This is a genomic window from Pantoea dispersa (assembly GCF_035783935.1).
GTDB classification, from domain to species: Bacteria; Pseudomonadota; Gammaproteobacteria; order Enterobacterales; family Enterobacteriaceae; genus Pantoea; species Pantoea dispersa_C.
Genome location: NZ_JALKOV010000004.1, coordinates 41334 through 61163 on the forward strand (window position 1 = coordinate 41334; position 19830 = coordinate 61163).

Annotated in this window: 18 protein-coding genes; 11 read left to right on the plus strand and 7 right to left on the minus strand. The window is 59.0% G+C overall.

Annotated features, from left to right (window positions below; translation table 11 throughout):
• A complete protein-coding gene (locus MXF20_RS09505) occupies positions 1 to 984 on the minus strand; it encodes a substrate-binding domain-containing protein (protein WP_058758342.1) in 984 nt (327 codons plus the stop codon).
• A 12-nt stretch (positions 985 to 996) separates the two neighbouring features.
• The gene (locus tag MXF20_RS09510) at positions 997 to 1827 is read right to left on the minus strand and encodes a DeoR/GlpR family DNA-binding transcription regulator (protein WP_325969020.1); all 831 of its coding nucleotides are present in this window, start codon (positions 1825 to 1827) and stop codon (positions 997 to 999) included.
• 236 nt (positions 1828 to 2063) lie between these two features.
• Here MXF20_RS09510 and MXF20_RS09515 point away from each other — a divergent pair, with 236 nt between their 5' ends.
• Both MXF20_RS09515 and MXF20_RS09520 read left to right on the plus strand, forming a co-directional pair.
• Positions 2064 to 2336, plus strand: coding sequence for a hypothetical protein (locus tag MXF20_RS09515; protein WP_325969021.1), 273 nt, complete (start codon positions 2064 to 2066; stop codon positions 2334 to 2336).
• Complete coding sequence (locus MXF20_RS09520; RefSeq protein ID WP_325969022.1) at positions 2321 to 3370, plus strand: DUF1176 domain-containing protein; 1050 nt, start codon at positions 2321 to 2323, stop codon at positions 3368 to 3370. The genes MXF20_RS09515 and MXF20_RS09520 overlap by 16 nt, the downstream gene beginning before the upstream one ends.
• A gap of 192 nt (positions 3371 to 3562) precedes the next feature.
• On the opposite strand, the gene ampH is transcribed toward MXF20_RS09520, so the two are convergent.
• The 3 genes from ampH to tal all read right to left on the minus strand — a co-directional run bounded on the left by ampH (position 3563) and on the right by tal (position 7906).
• Positions 3563 to 4732: a D-alanyl-D-alanine-carboxypeptidase/endopeptidase AmpH gene (ampH, locus tag MXF20_RS09525; protein ID WP_325969024.1), complete on the minus strand. Its 1170-nt coding sequence runs from the start codon at positions 4730 to 4732 to the stop codon at positions 3563 to 3565.
• A 144-nt stretch (positions 4733 to 4876) separates the two neighbouring features.
• On the minus strand, positions 4877 to 6886 hold the full coding sequence (gene tkt, locus MXF20_RS09530; RefSeq protein ID WP_150058735.1) for a transketolase: 2010 nt from the start codon (positions 6884 to 6886) through the stop codon (positions 4877 to 4879).
• Positions 6887 to 6955: 69 nt separating this feature from the next.
• On the minus strand, positions 6956 to 7906 hold the full coding sequence (gene tal / locus MXF20_RS09535; RefSeq protein WP_325969026.1) for a transaldolase: 951 nt from the start codon (positions 7904 to 7906) through the stop codon (positions 6956 to 6958).
• 352 nt (positions 7907 to 8258) lie between these two features.
• Here tal and maeB point away from each other — a divergent pair, with 352 nt between their 5' ends.
• Positions 8259 to 10538 (plus strand): NADP-dependent oxaloacetate-decarboxylating malate dehydrogenase, encoded by a 2280-nt coding sequence (gene maeB, locus MXF20_RS09540; RefSeq protein WP_325969028.1) that lies wholly within the window; start codon positions 8259 to 8261, stop codon positions 10536 to 10538.
• A 72-nt stretch (positions 10539 to 10610) separates the two neighbouring features.
• On the opposite strand, the gene hemF is transcribed toward maeB, so the two are convergent.
• Positions 10611 to 11531, minus strand: coding sequence for an oxygen-dependent coproporphyrinogen oxidase (gene hemF / locus MXF20_RS09545; RefSeq protein ID WP_325969029.1), 921 nt, complete (start codon positions 11529 to 11531; stop codon positions 10611 to 10613).
• Between the two features lie 47 nt (positions 11532 to 11578).
• The gene (amiA, locus tag MXF20_RS09550) at positions 11579 to 12436 is read right to left on the minus strand and encodes an N-acetylmuramoyl-L-alanine amidase AmiA (RefSeq protein WP_325969030.1); all 858 of its coding nucleotides are present in this window, start codon (positions 12434 to 12436) and stop codon (positions 11579 to 11581) included.
• Positions 12437 to 12645: 209 nt separating this feature from the next.
• On the opposite strand from amiA, the gene MXF20_RS09555 reads away from it, so the two are divergent.
• The 8 genes from MXF20_RS09555 to cysM all read left to right on the plus strand — a co-directional run bounded on the left by MXF20_RS09555 (position 12646) and on the right by cysM (position 19775).
• Positions 12646 to 13071: a GNAT family acetyltransferase gene (locus MXF20_RS09555; protein WP_021508071.1), complete on the plus strand. Its 426-nt coding sequence runs from the start codon at positions 12646 to 12648 to the stop codon at positions 13069 to 13071.
• 111 nt (positions 13072 to 13182) lie between these two features.
• Positions 13183 to 13803, plus strand: a complete 621-nt coding sequence (locus MXF20_RS09560) for an RpoE-regulated lipoprotein (RefSeq protein WP_325969031.1) — start codon at positions 13183 to 13185, stop codon at positions 13801 to 13803.
• A 98-nt stretch (positions 13804 to 13901) separates the two neighbouring features.
• Positions 13902 to 14804 (plus strand): Dyp-type peroxidase, encoded by a 903-nt coding sequence (locus MXF20_RS09565; RefSeq protein ID WP_325969032.1) that lies wholly within the window; start codon positions 13902 to 13904, stop codon positions 14802 to 14804.
• 214 nt (positions 14805 to 15018) lie between these two features.
• Positions 15019 to 16035 carry a sulfate ABC transporter substrate-binding protein gene (locus MXF20_RS09570; RefSeq protein WP_325969033.1) on the plus strand — a complete coding sequence of 339 codons (1017 nt, stop codon included), beginning with the start codon at positions 15019 to 15021 and terminating at the stop codon, positions 16033 to 16035.
• Entirely contained in the window at positions 16035 to 16868 is an 834-nt protein-coding gene (gene cysT, locus MXF20_RS09575) for a sulfate/thiosulfate ABC transporter permease CysT (RefSeq protein WP_058775689.1), read from the plus strand. Before MXF20_RS09570 ends, cysT begins: the two co-directional genes overlap by 1 nt.
• On the plus strand, positions 16868 to 17740 hold the full coding sequence (gene cysW / locus MXF20_RS09580) for a sulfate/thiosulfate ABC transporter permease CysW (RefSeq protein ID WP_325969034.1): 873 nt from the start codon (positions 16868 to 16870) through the stop codon (positions 17738 to 17740). Before cysT ends, cysW begins: the two co-directional genes overlap by 1 nt.
• Positions 17730 to 18818 (plus strand): sulfate/thiosulfate ABC transporter ATP-binding protein CysA, encoded by a 1089-nt coding sequence (gene cysA, locus MXF20_RS09585; protein ID WP_325969035.1) that lies wholly within the window; start codon positions 17730 to 17732, stop codon positions 18816 to 18818. Before cysW ends, cysA begins: the two co-directional genes overlap by 11 nt.
• Before the next feature lie 72 nt (positions 18819 to 18890).
• The gene (cysM, locus tag MXF20_RS09590) at positions 18891 to 19775 is read left to right on the plus strand and encodes a cysteine synthase CysM (RefSeq protein ID WP_325969036.1); all 885 of its coding nucleotides are present in this window, start codon (positions 18891 to 18893) and stop codon (positions 19773 to 19775) included.
• The last annotated feature ends 55 nt before the right edge of the window (positions 19776 to 19830 follow it).

The window sequence follows — 19830 nt, forward strand, 5'->3', positions numbered from 1 at the left end:
TTACAGCCCCATTTTCACCAGTTTTGGCAGGTTCTCTTTATCGAGACTTTCGGTGTTGTTACCGAGAATGGTGTGCGTCGCTTCATCCACCTTCACTTTGCCCAGCCCTTCGATGGTCATGCCGTCGGTGATTGGCTCTTTCTTCTCCATCATGTCGGCGATACGCACAAACACTTCACCGGCAGTCTGCGGATTCCAGATATAGCCGCCCTTGATGGCACCGCGTTGCACCAGCGACGCACCCTGGCCCGGGCTGAAGGCACCGATGACGCACACCTGATCGATCTTGTTGCGGTTCATCACCGCACGGCCCGCGCCAATCGGCCCTTGTGAACCGAACGCCATGATGCCTTTCAGATCCGGGTATTTAGACATCAGCTCGTTGGTGGTGCGGATGGAGTCATCCAGCGATTCGCCGACGCCGAACTTGTCGGTCACCAGCTGCATCTTCGGATAGTGCTGTTTCTGGTAATTGAGCGCGGCATCGGTCCACTCCTGATGCAGTGGCACCGTCAGGCTGCCGACATACATGGCGTATTTGCCTTCTTCATGCATGCATTTCGCCAGCGCTTTCATATGGTTGATGCCGTGGGTTGGCGCATCGACCAGCTCGAAATCCCAGTTGGCGTCTTTCTGGCCGGGCGATTCGTGAGTAATCACCATGATCCCGGCTTCACGTGCGCGCTTCAGCACTGGCTCAAGCACTTTCGGGTCGTTTGGCACCACGCCGATGATATCGACCTTCTGCGCAATCAAATCTTCAATCGCGCGCACCTGCAGCGCCGGGTCAGCGGCGGTTGGCCCGACCATCCACGCGTCGATGCCGCGTTTTGCCGCTTCACTTTTGATGCCCGCTTCCATGGCGTTGAACCACGGAATACCGCCAATTTTTACCACGATGCCCATGCGAATTTTGTCAGCGGCCTGCGCGCCAGCGGCGGCAAACAGGGCAAGCAGAGAACAGGCGATAAGATGTTTTTTCATAAAGACTCCGGATTAATTTTTTATTAGCTGCATCGAATGGCTGCGCTGCGAGCAATCAATAATATTGACGCCGTTCCACGCCAGTTCTTGTTCCAGCTCTTTGTCTTTTAATTGGTCAGTAATGAGAAAATCCACATCGCGGTAATGACAAATACGCGCGAATGAGGGGCGCAGGAATTTACTGCCGTCCAGCAGCAGATGTTTTCTTTCGGCTGCCAGCAGCATTTGCTGTTTTAAATGGGCGTTGTTTTCGTTACCTTCACGTAAATAACCGTCATTTCCCAGACTGCTGCAGGAAAAAAAGATCTTATTGATCTGAAATTCCCGTAGCGGCTGCTCCGCGACGACGCCGTGGAAATCTTCATAACGGTCAGAATATTCTCCGCCGAGGCAGATAGTGCGGATGCTGCCGCGCGCCGCAAGGGTCTGGACAATTCTGATAGAATTGGTTAATACCGTTAATTCAATATCCGGTAGCTGTCGTGCTAAATACCAGCAGGTGGTGCTACTGTCGAGTAATATACAATCACCGGGGCTGATAAAATCGAGTGCCCGTTTGGCTATCGCCATCTTGGCCTCGACGTTTTCATTCATGCGCTGGCGAAAAGATAATTCATACTCGTTAATACCGCGTGTATTTCCCTGAATGTTGGCGGCCTGTCGTTTGGCTGGTACTGCACCACCGTGGCTGCGCTGTAATACGCCACGCTTCTCCAGCTGCGTTAAGTCACGGCGAATGGTTTCCTGCGAAACCTGACATAACGTGACTAATTCAGCGACAATGACCCGACCATTTAAATTAAGCTCGTCAATAATTCGCTGCTGTCTTTCAATCGGCAACATGACTTCCCTCCGATGGCTATAAATTACTGGATGCCGGAACAGGAAAATGTGGGCTGGGCACGAGTCCGCAGCGGTCAAAAGGTCCGGCAACGTTAGGGTGATTTGTATTAAGGTTTTTATGTAAATGAGATCTCTTTATTTCATATTTGAGTGATCGCATTCACATAAATGCGCGTTATTACGCACGGGAATGGAAGAGACCGCGCACCGCGGTGACGCTGTGCCCGCACCTTAGCATGACCGCTTATGACCGTTTGTGTGTATTTGACCGTTTTGTGAAGGGGGTAAAAATTGTCCGACGAATCCGATTGAGCAGAAATCAGCCGCACCGGATGATGGGCCTGTTGCGCTATCCCATGCAGATCGCCCGTAAGGCGACGGCTTTTTCAGCAGTTAACTTCGCTTTTCAGGCCACTTCACAGTTTCGGCCTGATGACCGCGCATGCATTGCGCTATCATTTTCTTTCCAGGAAATCGGGGATCGTTTTTTTTCATGTCGTATTGGATGAAGTCGCTGCTTTTATTGCCCTTTCTGCTGATTGCCAGCGTACAGGCCGAGCCCCTGCAAAAGTCGTTTTCCGACTGGCAGATCACCTGCAACAACGCGGCATTCTGCGTGGCACGCAGTTTTCCTGGCGATAATGGCCTGGTGATGACGATTTCGCGTCACGCCGGGGTCAACGATCGGCCGCTACTGCGCATTGATTACGGCAGCGCCTACAGCGGTGCGTTACCGGGCGCGGCGTTAAAAGACAACCTGCTGCTCGATCAGCGCCGCCTGAATCCAGACCTCAAACACTGGACGGTCGAGCCGCATCACCTGGCCACCAGCAACCCCATCGCCATCGACGAATTTCTCGCCCAGACGCTGGATGCCGGCAATTTACAGCTCACCTATAAAGCCAGCGCCAGTATTCCGCTGCGCGGTATGAAAGCGGCGCTGTTACTGATGGATGACGTACAGGGGCGGGTGAATGGTGCCAGCGCCTGGGTAAAGCGCGGCGACCGCGTGCAGTGGGATGTGCCACCGCCGCCCGCCATCCCGCAGCTGCCGGCACCACTGCCCGCACCCGCGCCGCTGACGCAGCAGGAGACCACCGGCTTAATCGATTACGGAACCTGGCGCATCAACACCGACAACTGCTCGCTCGATCCGCTGCGGCGGGAAGTCAGCGTCGCGCCACTCACCGACAGCAAAGCGCTGCTGCTGGTAAGCTGTGAAACCGGTGCCTATAACGTCATCGATCTGGCGTTTGAAGTCACGCGCAGCCAGCCGTATGTGTCGCGCGGCATCACGCTCAACCTGCCGTTTACGCCACCGTCGCGCGCAGACAATCAGCTGGAACTGGTCAACGCCGAATTCGATGCCAGCAACGGCCTGCTGTATACCTACAGTAAAGGACGTGGTTTAGGCGATTGCGGTGTAGCCACGCGCTGGCAGTTTGATGGTAATGCTTTCGTGCTGGCGGAGTATGCGGAGGAGAAGACCTGTGATGCCTGGCATAGTAGTGATGACTGGCCCACCCTCTGGGTCACTCAGTAATCCCCGTCATCCTTCGCACTGCAGGGGCGTTGGCTGCGGCTGTTCACCCCGGTCACTTACCTGAGTAAGCTCCCGGGGATGCCCATCCTTGCCGCCTTCCTGCAGCACGAATGATTTAGGGGAGGGTTCGCAGTAACTGCTCGTCATAACTCACGCTTTGGCTACGGTGACATGACATCAGCTGTCAAAGACTTAGCGGATATTGCCGATCATCATCGGTGAGCCCGTCTGGTTGCCCACCAGCTCAGCCAGCATGTTGTTGACGCCATCGCTCATCGGCGTGAAGCGGGTCAGCGGCGAGCGCGTCACGACCACAAATACCCCGACGTTGTGCTGCGGCACCATCGCCATGTAAGTGATGAAGCCGCCGCCGCCGCCGGTTTTCTGAATGATGCCCGGATGGCCGGCCTTCGGAGCCATATAGACCCAGCCCATACCCAGCGCGTCGGCGCGTCCTGGCACGTCCATGCCTTCCACTTTGGCCAGCTGGTCGCGGCGGTAAATCAGTGTTTGCAGCCGATCAATCTGCGGCGTGCGGTGAGAGACTGCCGAGTTAAGGAACTGCTGCATCCAGCGTCCCATATCGTCCGGCGTGGAATACACGCCGCCGCTGCCGATGGCCGCCAGCGTGTTATTGCACGGGCTGGCGCCTTTTTCGGCAATCATCAGGCGCTGACACTGATCCGGTGATGGCGTGAAGGTAGTGTCTTTCATGCCGAGCGGACGCGTCACCAGCTGCTGCAGCAGCGCCGGATAAGGCATGCCGCCGGCTTTGGCCAGCGCGTCGCCCAGCAGATCGAAGGCGAGGTTGGAGTAAGCCGCCTGCGTGCCCGGCGCGGCTTTGAGCTGTGCGCCGCGCAGCCACTGCCAGCGGTCGGCTTTGGTTGGCCAGACAAACACCGGACGATGCGGTTTGCCGCCCGGCTGTTCACGCGGCAGGCTGCTGGTGTGGGTGGCGAGATTGATCAGCCGAATCGGCTGGCCGTTGTACGTCGGTACGCGGGCGCCCGGCGGCGCGTATTTGCTCAGCGGATCGTCAAGACGAATCTGGCCGCGCTCGGCCATCTTCACCATCACTTCGCTGGTCATCAGTTTACTCAGCGAGGCGATACGGATCAGTGAGTCCTGCTGTGGGCGCACGTTATTGCCGGGACGGGTTTCGCCGAAGCTGGCGAACACGCGCTGGTTACCATCAATCGCCACCAGCGCCATGCCGGTCGCACCGCTGCCATAAAAGATGTGTTCTGCATAGCGATCGACAATCTGCGAGGCCAGCAGCGGATCGGGCGATACCTGCGCCGCGCTGGTAAAGGGCAGCACGGCAACCATTAAGGCCAGTAAAAAAGGAGTACGTTTTTTCAACGGGAAAGCGTCCGCTATAGGAATCGGAGGAAAACCTATAGTAATCAGTTTGCGCAAAGCGGGAAGGGGGCGGGGCGGATTTTTTTCTGTATCAGGCTGTGAAATAAAACGGCCCTCTCCCGGCGACGGGAAAGGGCCAGACACTCAGGCAGGCTTAAGCAGCGATTCGGCGTGGCTCACCACGTTCTCGACGGTAAAGCCAAAGGCCGGGAACAGCTTGCCGGCCGGCGCGGATTCGCCGAAGGTGGTCATGCCGACAATTTTGCCGTCGATGCCGACGTATTTGTACCAGTAGTCGGCAATACCGGCTTCAACCGCCACGCGCGCACGTACGGTGGAAGGCAGCACCGATTCACGGTAGGCCACGTCCTGTTTATCGAACACGTCGGTGCTCGGCAGCGATACCACGCGCACCTTGTGGCCGTCGGCGCTGAGTTTCGCTTCGGCGCCCAGCGTGATCTCCACTTCGGAACCGGTGGCAATCAGGATCACGTCCGGCGTGCCATCACAATCCTTGAGGATGTAACCGCCGCGCGCGATGTTCTCTACCTGTTGCGCGCTGCGCTCCGGCTGCAGCAGGTTCTGACGCGACAGAATCAGCGCGGTCGGACCGTGATGGCGCTCAATCGCCGCTTTCCACGCCACGGCGGTCTCGACCTGATCGCACGGTCGCCAGGTGCTGAAGTTTGGCGTCACGCGCAGGCTGGCCAGCTGTTCAACCGGCTGGTGCGTCGGGCCATCTTCGCCCAGACCAATTGAGTCGTGGGTGTAGACCATGATCTGACGCGCTTTCATCAGGGCGGCCATGCGCGCTGCGTTACGCGCGTATTCAACGAACATCAGGAAGGTGGCGGTATACGGCACAAAACCACCGTGATGCGCGATACCGTTGGCAATCGCCGTCATGCCAAATTCGCGTACGCCGTAATGAATGTAGTTACCGGCGTGATCCTCTTTGATCGGCTTCGAACCGGACCAGATGGTGAGGTTGCTGGGCGCAAGGTCGGCGGAACCGCCGAGGAACTCCGGCAGCAGTTTACCGAAGGCTTCCAGCGTGTTCTGTGAAGCTTTGCGGCTGGCGATTTTCTGCGGGTTAGCCTGCAGATCGCGAATGAACTGGCTGGTTTTGTTTTCCCATTCCGCCGGCATTTCGCCCTTCAGGCGGCGGCTGAATTCGTCCGCCAGCTGCGGATGCGCCTGCTGATAAGCCGTGAATTTCTCTTCCCATGATTTCTCCTGCGCGGCTCCGGCTTCTCTGGCATCCCACTGCTGATAAATATCCTGCGGGATCTCGAACGGACCGTAGTTCCAGCCGAGCTGTTTACGCGTCAGCGCCACTTCCTCTTCGCCCAGCGCGGCCCCGTGCGACTCCTCTTTACCGGCTTTGTTTGGCGAGCCAAAGCCGATCACCGTGCGACAGATGATCAGCGAAGGCTTGTCGGTGACGCTCTGCGCTTCTTTGATGGCTGCCGCGATGGCGTCCGGATCGTGGCCGTCGATGCCTTCGGCGCTGCCCACCACGTGCCAGTTATAGGCTTCAAAACGCTTGTGGGTGTCATCGGTGAACCAGCCTTCGGTTTCGCCATCGATAGAAATACCGTTGTGATCGTAGAAGCCAATCAGTTTGCCAAGCCCCAGCGTACCGGCCAGCGAACAAACTTCGTGCGAGATGCCTTCCATCAGGCAGCCGTCGCCCATAAACACATAGGTAAAGTGATCGACGATATCGTGGCCAGGCTGATTGAACTGTGCCGCCAGCGTGCGCTCGGCAATCGCCAGACCTACGGCGTTGGCCAGCCCCTGGCCGAGCGGGCCGGTGGTGGTTTCCACGCCCGGCGTGTAGCCAATTTCCGGATGGCCCGGCGTTTTCGAGTGCAGCTGGCGGAAGTTTTTCAGCTCTTCCAGCGGCAGATCGTAGCCGGTGAGATGCAGCAGGCTATACAGCAGCATTGAGCCGTGCCCGTTAGACAGAATGAAGCGATCGCGATCCGCCCAGGCCGGGTTGGTCGGGTTGTGCTTCAGGAAGTCGCGCCACAGCACCTCGGCGATGTCAGCCATGCCCATCGGCATACCTGGGTGGCCGGAATTTGCTTTCTGTACCGCATCCATGCTCAGGGCGCGGATCGCGTTAGCCAACTCTCTGCGTGAAGACATAGGGTTCTCCCTTGTGATTGGGCAAAAGCGGACGGGCCGCGACCCGTCCGGCAGAAGGTGAGGTCAGGATTACAGGCGGGCGGCCAGCACGTCTTCCAGCTTCTGCTGGTCAACGGCAAACTGGCGGATACCGTCGGACAGTTTCTCTACTGCCATTGCATCCTGGTTGTGCTCCCAGCGGAACTCCGCTTCAGACAGCGGCGCCGGCTGGTGGAAGCCCTCGGTTGATGGCTCCAGCTTGCGCTCCACCGGCGCTTCGCTGTTGGCCAGCTCTTCCAGCAGGTTCGGGGAAATAGTCAGGCGATCGCAGCCGGCCAGCGCCACAATCTGCTCCACTTTACGGAAGCTGGCACCCATAATGACGGTGCTGTAACGGTGCTTTTTGTAGTAGTCGTAGATACGACGCACCGATTTAACGCCCGGATCTTCATCAACCACATACGGGTCGAGCGGTTTGCGCGTGTTGTACCAGTCATAGATACGGCCGACGAACGGCGAAATCAGGAACACGCCGGCTTCGGCACAGGCACGCGCCTGGGCGAAGGAGAACAGCAGCGTCAGGTTGCAGTTGATGCCGTTCTTCTCCAGCTCTTCCGCCGCTTTAATGCCTTCCCAGGTGGAGGCCAGTTTGATCAGAATACGTGAGCGGTCGATGCCGTTCTCTTCATACAGGCGGACCAGTTTCTCCGCTTTGGTCACACACATGCCACGATCGAAAGAGAGGCGCGCATCCACTTCGGTCGAAACACGGCCCGGTACGCTTTTCAGGATTTCCATACCGAGGTTGATCGCCACTTTATCGCTGGCGTTGATGATTTGCGTCTCTTTGCTGCCGCCCTGTTTTTTCGCGTACTCAATGGCGTCATCAATCAGGTGTTTGTAAGCGTCGAGACCGGCAGCTTTCAGGATCAGAGAGGGGTTGGTGGTGGCGTCTTCCGGATGGTAATGGCGGATGGATTCGATATCGCCGCTGTCCGCCACCACGGTGGTGAACTGTTTTAATGCATCTAGCTGGTTCATCGCTTAACTCCTTGATTAGCAATAATGTGGGCAAAACAGGCACCCGGGCAGCCATCGTCCTGGGTGCGCCCTTATCGGGGAAGGTAGGTTCCACACAGTGCAACAGACGTCGGATGAAGAAAATGCGTTTTCTCTGATTGTGACGTCGGGGCGCTTTTCTGTCAGTCAGGCCTGCCTGATCGGTTCAGCTCCGCGTTTTGCCACCCTTAAGCATAGCAGGCTGTCCCAAAGCCGCAGGCGAAGCCGTGGCAATCCGTGCCGTGGCGACTGTGCGTTCTTTGAGCGCCTTCACCCTCTTTTGCGCCGTGCGTTCATATACTGAGGGCTTTTCAGCCGTGTAAAAGGATGTCTGATGGACGATCAACTGAAGCAAAGCGCGCTCGATTTTCACCAATATCCCACCCCCGGAAAAATTCAGGTGTCACCCACCAAGCCGCTGGCGACGCAGCGCGATCTGGCGCTGGCCTATTCGCCCGGTGTGGCGGCACCCTGCCTGGAAATTGCCGCCGATCCGCTGGCAGCGCACAAATACACCGCGCGCGGCAACCTGGTGGCGGTGATCTCCAACGGCACGGCGGTGCTGGGGCTCGGCAATATCGGTGCGCTGGCCGGCAAGCCGGTGATGGAAGGCAAGGGCGTGCTGTTTAAAAAGTTTGCCGGCATTGATGTGTTCGACATCGAAATCGACGAGCACGATCCGGATAAGCTGATTGAGGTCATCGCCGCGCTGGAGCCGACGTTCGGCGGCATCAACCTGGAGGATATCAAAGCGCCGGAGTGTTTTTACATTGAGCAGCAGCTGCGGCAGCGAATGCAGATTCCGGTGTTTCATGACGACCAGCACGGTACGGCGATCATCTGCACCGCGGCGGTGCTCAACGGCCTGCAGATCGTGAACAAGGCCATTGCCGACGTGCGGCTGGTGGTGTCGGGCGCTGGCGCGTCGGCGATTGCCTGTCTCAACCTGCTGGTGGCGCTGGGCATGCAGCAGAAAAATATCGTGGTGTGTGATTCCAAAGGGGTGATCTACCGCGATCGCGAAGCGGACATGACGCCGACCAAAGCCGCCTATGCCGTGGAAGACCGCGGCGCGCGCACGCTGGATGAGGTAATTGGCGGCGCGGATATTTTCCTCGGCTGCTCCGGTCCGAAAGCGCTGACGCCAGAGATGGTGCAGAAGATGGCACCGAATCCGCTGATTCTGGCGCTGGCCAATCCGGAGCCGGAGATCATGCCGCCGCTGGCGAAGCAGGTGCGGCCGGATGCGATTATCTGTACCGGGCGCTCGGACTTCCCCAATCAGGTGAATAATGTGCTGTGCTTCCCGTTCATCTTCCGCGGCGCGCTGGACGTCGGTGCCACCGCCATCAACGAAGAGATGAAGCTGGCGGCGGTGCATGCGATTGCCGCTCTGGCGCAGGCGGAACAGAGCGACGTGGTGGCCTCCGCTTACGACGATCAGGATCTGAGCTTTGGCGCGGAATACCTGATTCCCAAACCGTTCGATCCGCGTTTGATTGTGCAGATAGCCCCGGCCGTCGCCAGAGCGGCGATGGAGTCCGGCGTGGCGACGCGACCAATCACTGACTTTGACGCTTACCGCGAGCAGCTCACCGAGTTCGTGTATAAAACCAATCTGTTCATGAAGCCGATCTTCTCGCAGGCGCGCAAAGCGCCGCAGCGCGTGGTGCTGGCCGAAGGCGAAGAGGTGCGGGTGCTGCACGCCACTCAGGAGCTGGTGTCGCTCGGGCTGGCGAAGCCGATCCTGATTGGTCGCCCGAACGTGATTGCCATGCGTTTGCAGAAACAGGGGCTGAAAATCGAGGCCGGGCGCGATTTTGAGATCGTGAATAACGAATCCGACCCGCGTTTTAAGGCGTACTGGAATGAATATTATCAGCTGATGAAGCGGCGCGGCGTCACGCCGGAAACCGCCCAGCGCGCGGTGATTGGCAACCCTACGTTGATCGGTGCCATCATGGTGCATCGCGGCGAAGCGGACGCGATGATTTGCGGCACCATCGGCGACTACCGCGAACATTACGACGTGGTGGAGAAGGTGTTCGGCTTCCGCGATGACGTCAAGGTCGCCGGGGCGATGAACGCGCTGCTGCTGCCGAGCGGCAATACCTTTATCGCCGATACCTATGTGAATGAGGATCCCAGCGCTGAGCAACTGGCGGATATCACGTTGCTGGCGGCAGAAACCGTGCGGCGTTTTGGCATCGAGCCGCGCGTGGCGCTGCTGTCGCACTCCAGTTTTGGCACCTCGAACGCACCCGGCGCACGGAAGATGCGCGAGGCGCTGGCGCTGATTCAGCTGCGTGCGCCGGAGCTGGAGATTGACGGCGAGATGCACGGCGATGCGGCGCTGGTGGAGAGTATTCGTCGTGAGCTGATGCCGGACAGCCCGCTGAAAGGCACCGCGAACCTATTAATCATGCCGAACGTTGAGGCTGCGCGCATTAGCTACAATCTGCTGCGCGTGTCCTGTTCGGAAGGGGTAACGGTCGGGCCGGTGCTGATGGGCATCCGCAAGCCGGTGCACGTGCTGACGCGCATCGCCTCGGTGCGGCGCATTGTTAACATGGTGGCGCTGGCGGTGGTGGAAGCGCAGACCGAGCCGTTATGAGCGGCAGGGCGGCCCCACGGGGGCGCGTTTTACCGGGTTATTCCGCGGGGTGCGCATGAATGCGCACCTGGCTTATTTTTCCAGCCCCAGCCAATCCTGCACCGGCAGGAAATCGCGGGTCAGCGCGGCTTCCGGGGAGCCGTCGGCGGGTTGATAATCATATTCCCAGCGCACCAGCGGCGGCATCGACATCAGAATCGATTCGGTACGGCCGCCGGTCTGCAGACCAAATAGCGTGCCGCGATCCCACACCAGATTGAACTCAACGTAGCGGCCACGGCGGTAAAGCTGGAACTGACGCTCGCGCTCGCCCCACGACAGTTCTTTGCGCTTCGCCACAATCGGCTGATAGGCCTGCATGAAACCGTTGCCGACCGCCTGCATGAAATCGAAACAGCGATCAAAATCGGGTGTGTTCAAATCATCAAAAAACAGCCCGCCAATGCCGCGCTGCTCGTTGCGATGTTTCAGGAAGAAGTAGTCATCGCACCACTTTTTGTAGCGCGCATAGACGTCGTCGCCAAACGGCTGGCACAGATCGAACGCGGTCTGATGCCAGTGCCGGGCATCTTCGGCGAAACCGTAGTAAGGGGTGAGATCGAAACCGCCGCCAAACCACCAGACGGGATCGGCATCCGGCTTTTCGGCAATAAAGAAACGCACGTTGGCGTGGCTGGTGGGCACGTACGGATTTTCCGGGTGCACCACCAGCGACACGCCCATGGCTTCAAAACTGCGGCCTGCCAGCTCCGGACGGTGCGCGGTGGCTGACGCGGGCATCTGCTCGCCATAAACGTGGGAGAAGTTGACGCCGGCCTGCTCGAACACCGCGCCATTGCGCAGCACGCGGCTGCGTCCGCCGCCGCCGCCGGGGCGTTGCCAGGTGTCTTCAGCAAAGCTGGCGCGGCCGTCTTCCGCCGCCAGACCGGCGCATATGTCATCCTGCAGCGCCAGCAAATAGGCTTTGACGCGCGAAATATCGGGATTGCTCATGGCTCACTCATTGCAAAAATTTGCCGCGATTCTAGCACAAAACGCTGTCAGGCCTGGCGACGATCGTACTCATCAAAGTAATTGACGATACCGTCAGCGATCGCCCGCGCGATGGTTTGCCGAAACGCCGTGGTGCCCAGCAACTGCTCTTCACGCGGGTTGGTAATAAACGAGGTTTCCACCAGCACCGAGGGAATCGACGGTGATTTTAACACCGCAAATGCCGCCTGCTCGGTGTGCTGGCTGTGCAGATGGTGCACCGGACGGATCTGGTCCAGCACGTGCTTACCCAGCGTCAGGCTGTTGCGAATGGTATCGGTCTGCACCAGGTCGAACAAAATCTGGTTAAGGTAATTGTCTTTTTCCTGCACCGCCGCGCCGCCCACTTTATCGGCGTCGTTTTCGCGCTGCGACATGTAGCGCGCCATGGCGCTGCTGGCGCCGCGATTAGACAGGGCGAACACCGACGCACCATTGGCATCCGGGCTGGTGTAACCGTCGGCGTGAATCGACATAAACAGGTTGGCGCCGTGCTGATGCGCAATCTCCACCCGCTGGTAGAGCGGAATAAAGTGGTCGCTGTCGCGCGTCAGGCGCACTTCCACCTTTGGATGGTTCTGCAGCAGCGTGCGCACGGTGTTGGCGATCTCTAAAACAATGTGCTTCTCTTCTGAGCCTTCCTGACCTACCGCGCCGGAGTCAATGCCGCCGTGGCCGGGATCAATCATCACAATGCGTTTGCCGCTGGTAGCCGGTTTCGGTGGCGTATGGCGCGCGCTGACGGGCACTTCAGCGCGCGTTTCTTTTGCCTGGATGGCCCGCGGCGACAGCACCGCCAGCGCCAGCCCGGAGAGGATCAGCTGGCGGCGATTGGTCAGACGCCGCAGCAGTGAAATCTTGTTCATTTACATATCCCTGAGAGTAAACCTGCTCCGTGTTATAGCCTAACCGGCGTCCGGCGGCGACTGGCGAACCATTTCAGGACATTACTTTGTATTTCAGGCCGCGACTCGTCATTTAGCCGTTTTTTTCAGCCGTTGCGCCGTGTGAGGGTTGCGCCAGGCAAAGAATGCGTGATAATCAGCGAATTGTGCCTAACTGCAGGGTAACACCGATGGAAATCCGCTCCTTCCGCCAGGAAGATTTTGAAGAAGTCATCACGCTCTGGGAGCGTTGCGATCTGTTACGGCCGTGGAACGATCCGGAACTCGATATCGAACGCAAAATGAACCATGACCCGGAGCTGTTTCTGGTGGCAGAGGTGGGCGGTGAAGTCGTGGGCACGCTGATGGGCGGCTACGATGGCCATCGCGGCTCCGCCTACTATCTGGCGGTGCATCCTGATTATCAGGGCCGGGGATTTGCCAATGCGCTGATGAACCGGCTGGAGAAAAAGCTGATTGCGCGCGGCTGTCCGAAAATCCATCTGATGGTGCGCGAAGAGAACGATCAGGTGGTGGCTTTCTACGAGAAGCTGGATTACGAGCCGGTCGACTCGCTGCTGCTGGGCAAACGCCTGATTGAAGACCGCGAATACTGATGCCACGCGACGCGCGCTGGTTTCTGCCCATATCGCGGCACAGCAAATAAACTTTTTGCCGGTTTGCGACTCCAACAGGCAAGCCAGTCGGCACAAAAGAAAGGAGTTTGCATGAAAGTTGTACGTCCCGCCCTGCTGGTCAGCGCGCTGCTGCTGGCCGGCTGCGCCAGTTCCGGTTCCTCTTCTCCCTCCAGCGCCAGCGAAAGCCACTGGTACAATCCGCTCAGCTATCACTGGTCGGCACTCAATCCGTTCAGCTGGTTTGGCAGTTCGCTCACCGTCACTGAACAGGGCGTGGCCGGGCTGAACAGCAATACGGCGATGTCAGAATCTGCCATCAGCGCCGCGCTGAACAACGATTATCAGCTGCGTAAGGGCATGCGCACGCAGAGCGGGCAGGTGGTGGATTTCTGGCAGGCGCTGGATGACGGTAAGGTTAAGCTGGTGATCAATGGCCAGCGCAGCGTTGAACGTATTGAAGTGCTGGACAGCGACGCACGCAGCGCCGACGGCAGTAAAATCGGTGATGCGTTCAGCGACAAATTCAGCAAAGCGTTCGATAACTGCAAAATGGTTGCCGGGCTGGATGTGCGCGATGTTGAGTGCCGCGCACCGGGCAGCCAGCACATCGCCTATATCTACAGCGGCGAGTGGCACGGTCCAACCGGGCTGATGCCGTCGGATGATACGTTAAAAAGCTGGAAAATCAGTAAGATCGTCTGGCAGCGTTAAGCGGTGAAAAAGTTGCGCTAACGCATCTTCTGCGCAGGGCTTTCCGGTATGATACCGGCGAAAAAACGCCGTTAACTTTTATGCCGGAGAGCATTGTCATGTCTCAGTTTCAGAGCGGGATCCTGCTGGAGCACCGCCGTTTCGCCATCTGGCTGGAAGCCCGCGCCACGGGCGACCTCGCTGCGCTGCGTCAGGGCAGCCACGCTTTCCTGCAGCAGCTGGCTGCGCTGCAACAGCAGTTTCCTGATGCCGGTCTTGGCGCGGTCATCGCCTTTGGCGATGCGCTGTGGCGCGATCTGCAGGGCAATGATTCAGCTCCCGAACTCAAAGCTTTCACGCCGCTCGGCAAGGGCGCAGCGCCGGCCACCCAGCGCGACCTGTTGATCCACATTCAGTCGCTGCGTCACGACGTGAACTTTTCGCTGGCGCAGGCGGCGCTGACGGCGTTTGCCGGCGCGGTCGCCGTCGAAGAAGAGACGCACGGTTTCCGCTGGGTCGAGGATCGCGATCTTTCCGGCTTTGTTGATGGCACCGAAAACCCGCAGGGCGAAGCGCGCCAGCAGGTGGCGATCATCGCTGACGGCCCGGATGCCGGCGGCAGCTACGTGTTTACCCAGCGCTGGGAGCACAACCTGCCGCAGTTCAACCGGCTGGCGATTGACAAGCAGGAAGCGATTATTGGCCGCACCAAACAGGACAATCAAGAGCTGCCGGGCGATCAGCGGCCAGCGACGTCGCACCTGAGCCGCGTGGATTTAAAAGAAGAGGGCAAAGGCCTGAAGATTCTGCGCCAGAGCCTGCCGTACGGCACCGCCAGCGGCCGTAACGGCCTCTATTTCATCTCCTACTGTCACCGCCTGTATAACATCGAGCAGCAGCTGCTGAGCATGTTTGGCGAGCGCGACGGCAAGATGGACGCCATGCTGCGTTTCACCAGACCGGTGAGCGGCAGCTACTTCTTTGCCCCTTCGCTGACGGCGCTGCAGGCGCTGTCACGTTAAGCACCGTGATGCCGGTGCGCGCCATGCGCACCGCATCCCTCTCTTTGCGCCTTAACATTCCCGCCCTGCGCATAAACTCTGCCGCTGGCTTATGCCTTTTTAGACTTTGAAATCCCTAAACGATATATAAAACCGTTACAGCTTTCGCCAGAGTTATAAATACACTGACAGCATCTAATGGCATAGCCTCGAACTCCATTTCTCAGGGTGCAGCATGACACGTTCGGTTTCGAAAAAATGGCTTGGCGGTATAGCGCTGTCGCTGAGTTTAGCGGGCGCGGCACAGGCAACAGAGCTGCTTAACAGCTCTTACGATGTGTCACGTGAACTGTTTGTTGCCCTGAATGCGCCGTTTGAACAGCAGTGGGACGCGGCGCACCCTGACGATAAGCTGACCATCAAACAGTCCCATGCCGGCTCCTCAAAACAGGCGCTGGCGATTTTGCAGGGGCTGCGTGCTGATGTTGTCACTTACAACCAGGTGACCGATGTGCAGGTGCTGCACGACAAAGGCAACCTGATCCCGGCCGACTGGCAGAGCCGCCTGCCCAACAGCAGCTCACCGTTCTATTCCACCATGGCGTTCCTGGTGCGCAAGGGCAATCCCAAGCAGATTCACGACTGGGCCGATCTGGCACGCGATAACGTGAAACTGATTTTCCCGAACCCGAAAACCTCCGGTAACGGCCGTTACACCTATCTGGCCGCGTGGGGCGCCGCCGATCAGGCGGACGGCAAAGATAAAGCCAAAACCGAAGCGTTCATGAAGAAGTTCCTGAAAAACGTCGAAGTGTTTGATACCGGCGGCCGTGGTGCGACCACCACCTTTGCCGAGCGCGGTCTGGGCGATGTGCTGATCAGTTTTGAGTCGGAAGTGAACAATATCCGCAATCAGTACGGCAAAGATGAGTACGAAGTGATTGTGCCGAAAACCAACATTCTCGCTGAGTTTCCGGTTGCGTGGGTCGATAAGAACGTCGACCACAACGGCACGGCAGAAGCGGCCAAAGCCTATCTTAACTACCTCTACACGCCACAGGCGCAGAAAATCATCACCCACTTTTATTATCGCGTGAATAACCCGCAGCTGATGGCGGAGCACAAAGACCGCTTCCCGCAGACTGCGCTGTTTAATGTTAATGACGCGTTTGGCGGCTGGCCGCAGGTGATGCAAACCCACTTCGCCAGCGGCGGTGAGCTGGATAAATTACTGGCAGCGGGGCGCGGCTGATGTTGGCTTCTGCACAGAAACGCGTTCTGCCCGGCTTTGGTCTCAGCCTCGGCACCAGCCTGCTGTTTACCTGCCTGATTCTGCTGCTGCCGATCAGCGCGCTGCTGATGCAGCTGTCGCAGATGACGCTGGCACAGTACTGGCAGGTGATCAGCAATCCGCAACTGGTGGCGGCGTACAAAGTGACGCTGCTGTCCGCGGGCGTGGCTTCTCTGTTTAACGCGGTGTTTGGCATGCTGATGGCGTGGATCCTGACCCGCTATCGCTTTCCTGGCCGTACGCTGCTGGATGGCCTGATAGACCTGCCGTTTGCGCTGCCGACGGCGGTGGCCGGTCTGACCCTGGCCGGGCTGTTTTCGGTTAACGGCTGGTACGGTCAGTGGCTGGCACATTTTGATATCAAAGTGTCCTACACCTGGCTCGGCATTGCCGTGGCGATGGCGTTCACCAGCATTCCGTTTGTGGTTCGTACCGTGCAGCCGGTGCTGGAAGAGTTAGGTCCGGAGTATGAGGAAGCGGCGGAAACCCTCGGCGCCACGCCGTGGCAGAGCTTCCGGCGCGTGGTACTGCCGGAAGTCGCGCCAGCGCTGCTGGCCGGTACCGCGCTGTCGTTTACCCGCAGCCTGGGTGAATTCGGCGCGGTAATCTTTATCGCCGGTAACATTGCCTGGAAAACTGAAGTGACCTCGCTGATGATTTTTGTGCGCCTGCAGGAGTTTGATTACCCGGCCGCCAGCGCCATCGCCTCGGTGATTCTCGCGGCGTCGCTGCTGCTGCTGTTCGCGATTAATACGTTGCAGAGCCGCTTTGGCCGCCGCCTGGGAGGTCACTGATGGCTGAGATTTCACAGATTAATCATGCCGAGCGCCAGCCGGTGAACTGGGGCAAATGGCTGCTGATCGGCATCGGCGTGCTGGTGTCGGTTCTGCTGCTGGTGGTGCCGATGATCTCCATCTTCTGGGAAGCGCTGGGGCAGGGCATCGGTCAGGCCTTTAGCAACCTGCAGGATGGCGACATGCTGCACGCGATCTGGCTGACGGTGCTGGTGGCGCTGATTACCGTGCCGGTCAACCTGGTGTTCGGCACGCTGCTGGCCTGGCTGGTGACGCGCTTTACTTTTCCCGGTCGCCAGTTGCTGCTGACGCTGTTCGATATCCCGTTTGCCGTGTCGCCAGTGGTGGCCGGTCTGATGTATCTGCTGTTCTGGGGCATTAACGGCCCGGCCGGCGGCTGGCTGGATGCGCACAATATTCAGGTGATGTTCGCCTGGCCGGGCATGGTGCTGGCGACCATTTTCGTCACCTGTCCGTTTGTGGTGCGCGAGCTGGTACCGGTGATGCTGAGTCAGGGCAGCCACGAAGACGAGGCCGCCGTGCTGCTGGGCGCGTCCGGCTGGCAGATGTTCCGTCGCGTGACGCTGCCCAATATCCGCTGGGCGCTGCTGTACGGCGTGGTGCTGACTAACGCGCGCGCCATCGGCGAGTTCGGTGCGGTCTCGGTGGTGTCCGGCTCGATTCGCGGCGAAACCTATACCTTACCTTTACAGGTTGAATTACTGCATCAGGATTACAACACCGTGGGCGCTTTTACCGCCGCCGCGCTGCTGACCCTGATGGCAATTGTGACGCTGTTTCTGAAAAGCGTGGTGCAGTGGCGATTAGAGCATCAGCAGAAGCGCCAACAGGAGGAAAATCATGAGCATTGAGATCAAACAGATTAATAAAGCGTTTGGCCGCACCCCGGTGCTGAACGATATCTCTCTGGATATTCCTTCCGGCAAGATGGTGGCGCTGCTGGGGCCTTCCGGTTCAGGCAAGACCACGCTGCTGCGCATCATCGCCGGGCTGGAGCACCAGAACAGCGGGCAGATTCATTTCCATGGCAAAGACGTTAGCCGCACGCATGCACGCGATCGTCAGGTCGGCTTTGTGTTTCAGCACTATGCGCTGTTTCGCCACATGACGGTGTTCGACAACATCGCCTTTGGTCTGACGGTGCTGCCGCGCCGTGAGCGCCCGAACAGCGCCGAAATCAAACAGCGCGTTACCCGCCTGCTGGAGATGGTGCAGCTGGCCCATCTGGCCAACCGCTATCCGGCCCAGCTTTCTGGTGGACAGAAGCAGCGTGTGGCGCTGGCGCGTGCGCTGGCCGTTGAGCCGCAGATTCTGCTGCTGGACGAACCGTTCGGCGCGCTAGATGCGCAGGTGCGTAAAGAGCTGCGCCGCTGGCTGCGCCAGCTGCATGAAGAGCTGAAATTCACCAGCGTGTTTGTGACCCACGACCAGGAAGAAGCGATGGAAGTGGCGGATAGCGTGGTGGTGATGAGTCAGGGCAACATTGAGCAGGTGGGCGCACCGGATGACGTGTGGCGCGAACCGGCAACCCGCTTCGTACTGGAGTTCCTCGGCGAAGTGAACCGCTTCGACGGCGAAGTGCACGGCTCGCAGTTCCATGTCGGCGCGCATCGCTGGCCGCTGGGCTACACGCCGGCCACGCAGGGCGCGGTCGAGCTGTTCCTGCGTCCATGGGAAGTCGATGTGTCACGCCAGAGCAGTCTTGAGACGCCGCTGCCGGTGCAGGTGCTGGAGATTAGCCCGCGCGGCCACTTCTGGCAGCTGGTGATTCAGCCCGCTGGCTGGCAGAGCGAGCCATTCTCCGTGGTGTTTGCCGGAGAGCAGACGGCACCGATCCGCGGCGAACGTCTGTTTGTCGGTCTGCAACAGGCACGCATCTATCAGGGTAACACGCCGCTGCGCCCGGTTGCCTTTGCCGAAAGCGCCTGATATTTTTGTCACTCCTTCGGGCGGGATTTTCCCGCCCGATTTATTTGCACTCCTTTCGGCTGGAATGACACCGTGACCACTCTGGAAAATACCATCGGCAACACGCCGCTGATTAAATTGCAGCGCCTGACGCCCGACAACGGCAGCGAAATCTGGCTCAAGCTGGAAGGCAATAATCCGGCGGGTTCGGTGAAAGATCGCGCGGCCTGGTCGATGATTCATCAGGCCGAGCTGCGCGGTGAAATCCAGCCCGGCGACAGGCTGATTGAAGCCACCAGCGGCAATACCGGCATTGCGCTGGCGATGATTGCCGCGCTGAAAGGCTACCGTTTACGCCTGCTGATGCCGGAGAACATGAGCCAGGAGCGGCAGGATGCGATGCGCGCCTACGGGGCTGAGCTGGTGCTGGTGACGCGCGAGCAGGGCATGGAAGGGGCGCGCGATCTGGCACAGGCCATGGCGCAACGCGGCGAAGGCAAGGTGCTCGATCAGTTTAATAATCCTGACAACCCGCTCGGCCACTATCTCACCACCGGTCCGGAGATCTGGCAGCAAAGCCACGGCCGTATGACGCATTTTGTCTCCAGCATGGGCACCACCGGCACCATCAGCGGCGTCGGACGCTATCTAAAAGAGTTTGCCCCGTCGGTAAAAGTGGTGGGTCTGCAGCCGCAGGAAGGCAGCAGCATTCCCGGCATCCGGCGCTGGCCGGCTGCCTATCTGCCCGGCATTTATCGTCCGGAGCTGGTGGATGAGGTGATGGATATGGCGCAGCAGGAAGCGGAAGAGACCATGCGCGCGCTGGCGCAGCGTGAAGGCATTTTCTGCGGCGTCAGTTCGGGCGGCGCGGTAGCGGGCGCATTACGCATCGCCAAAGCGCAGCCGGGCAGTGTTGTCGTCGCCATTGTCTGCGATCGCGGCGACCGTTATCTCTCCACCGGTGTTTTTCACCGCTAGTTCAGCCTCGCATTGCGACGATCTGTGCGCCGCCCGACGCGGCGCACGCGCCAGG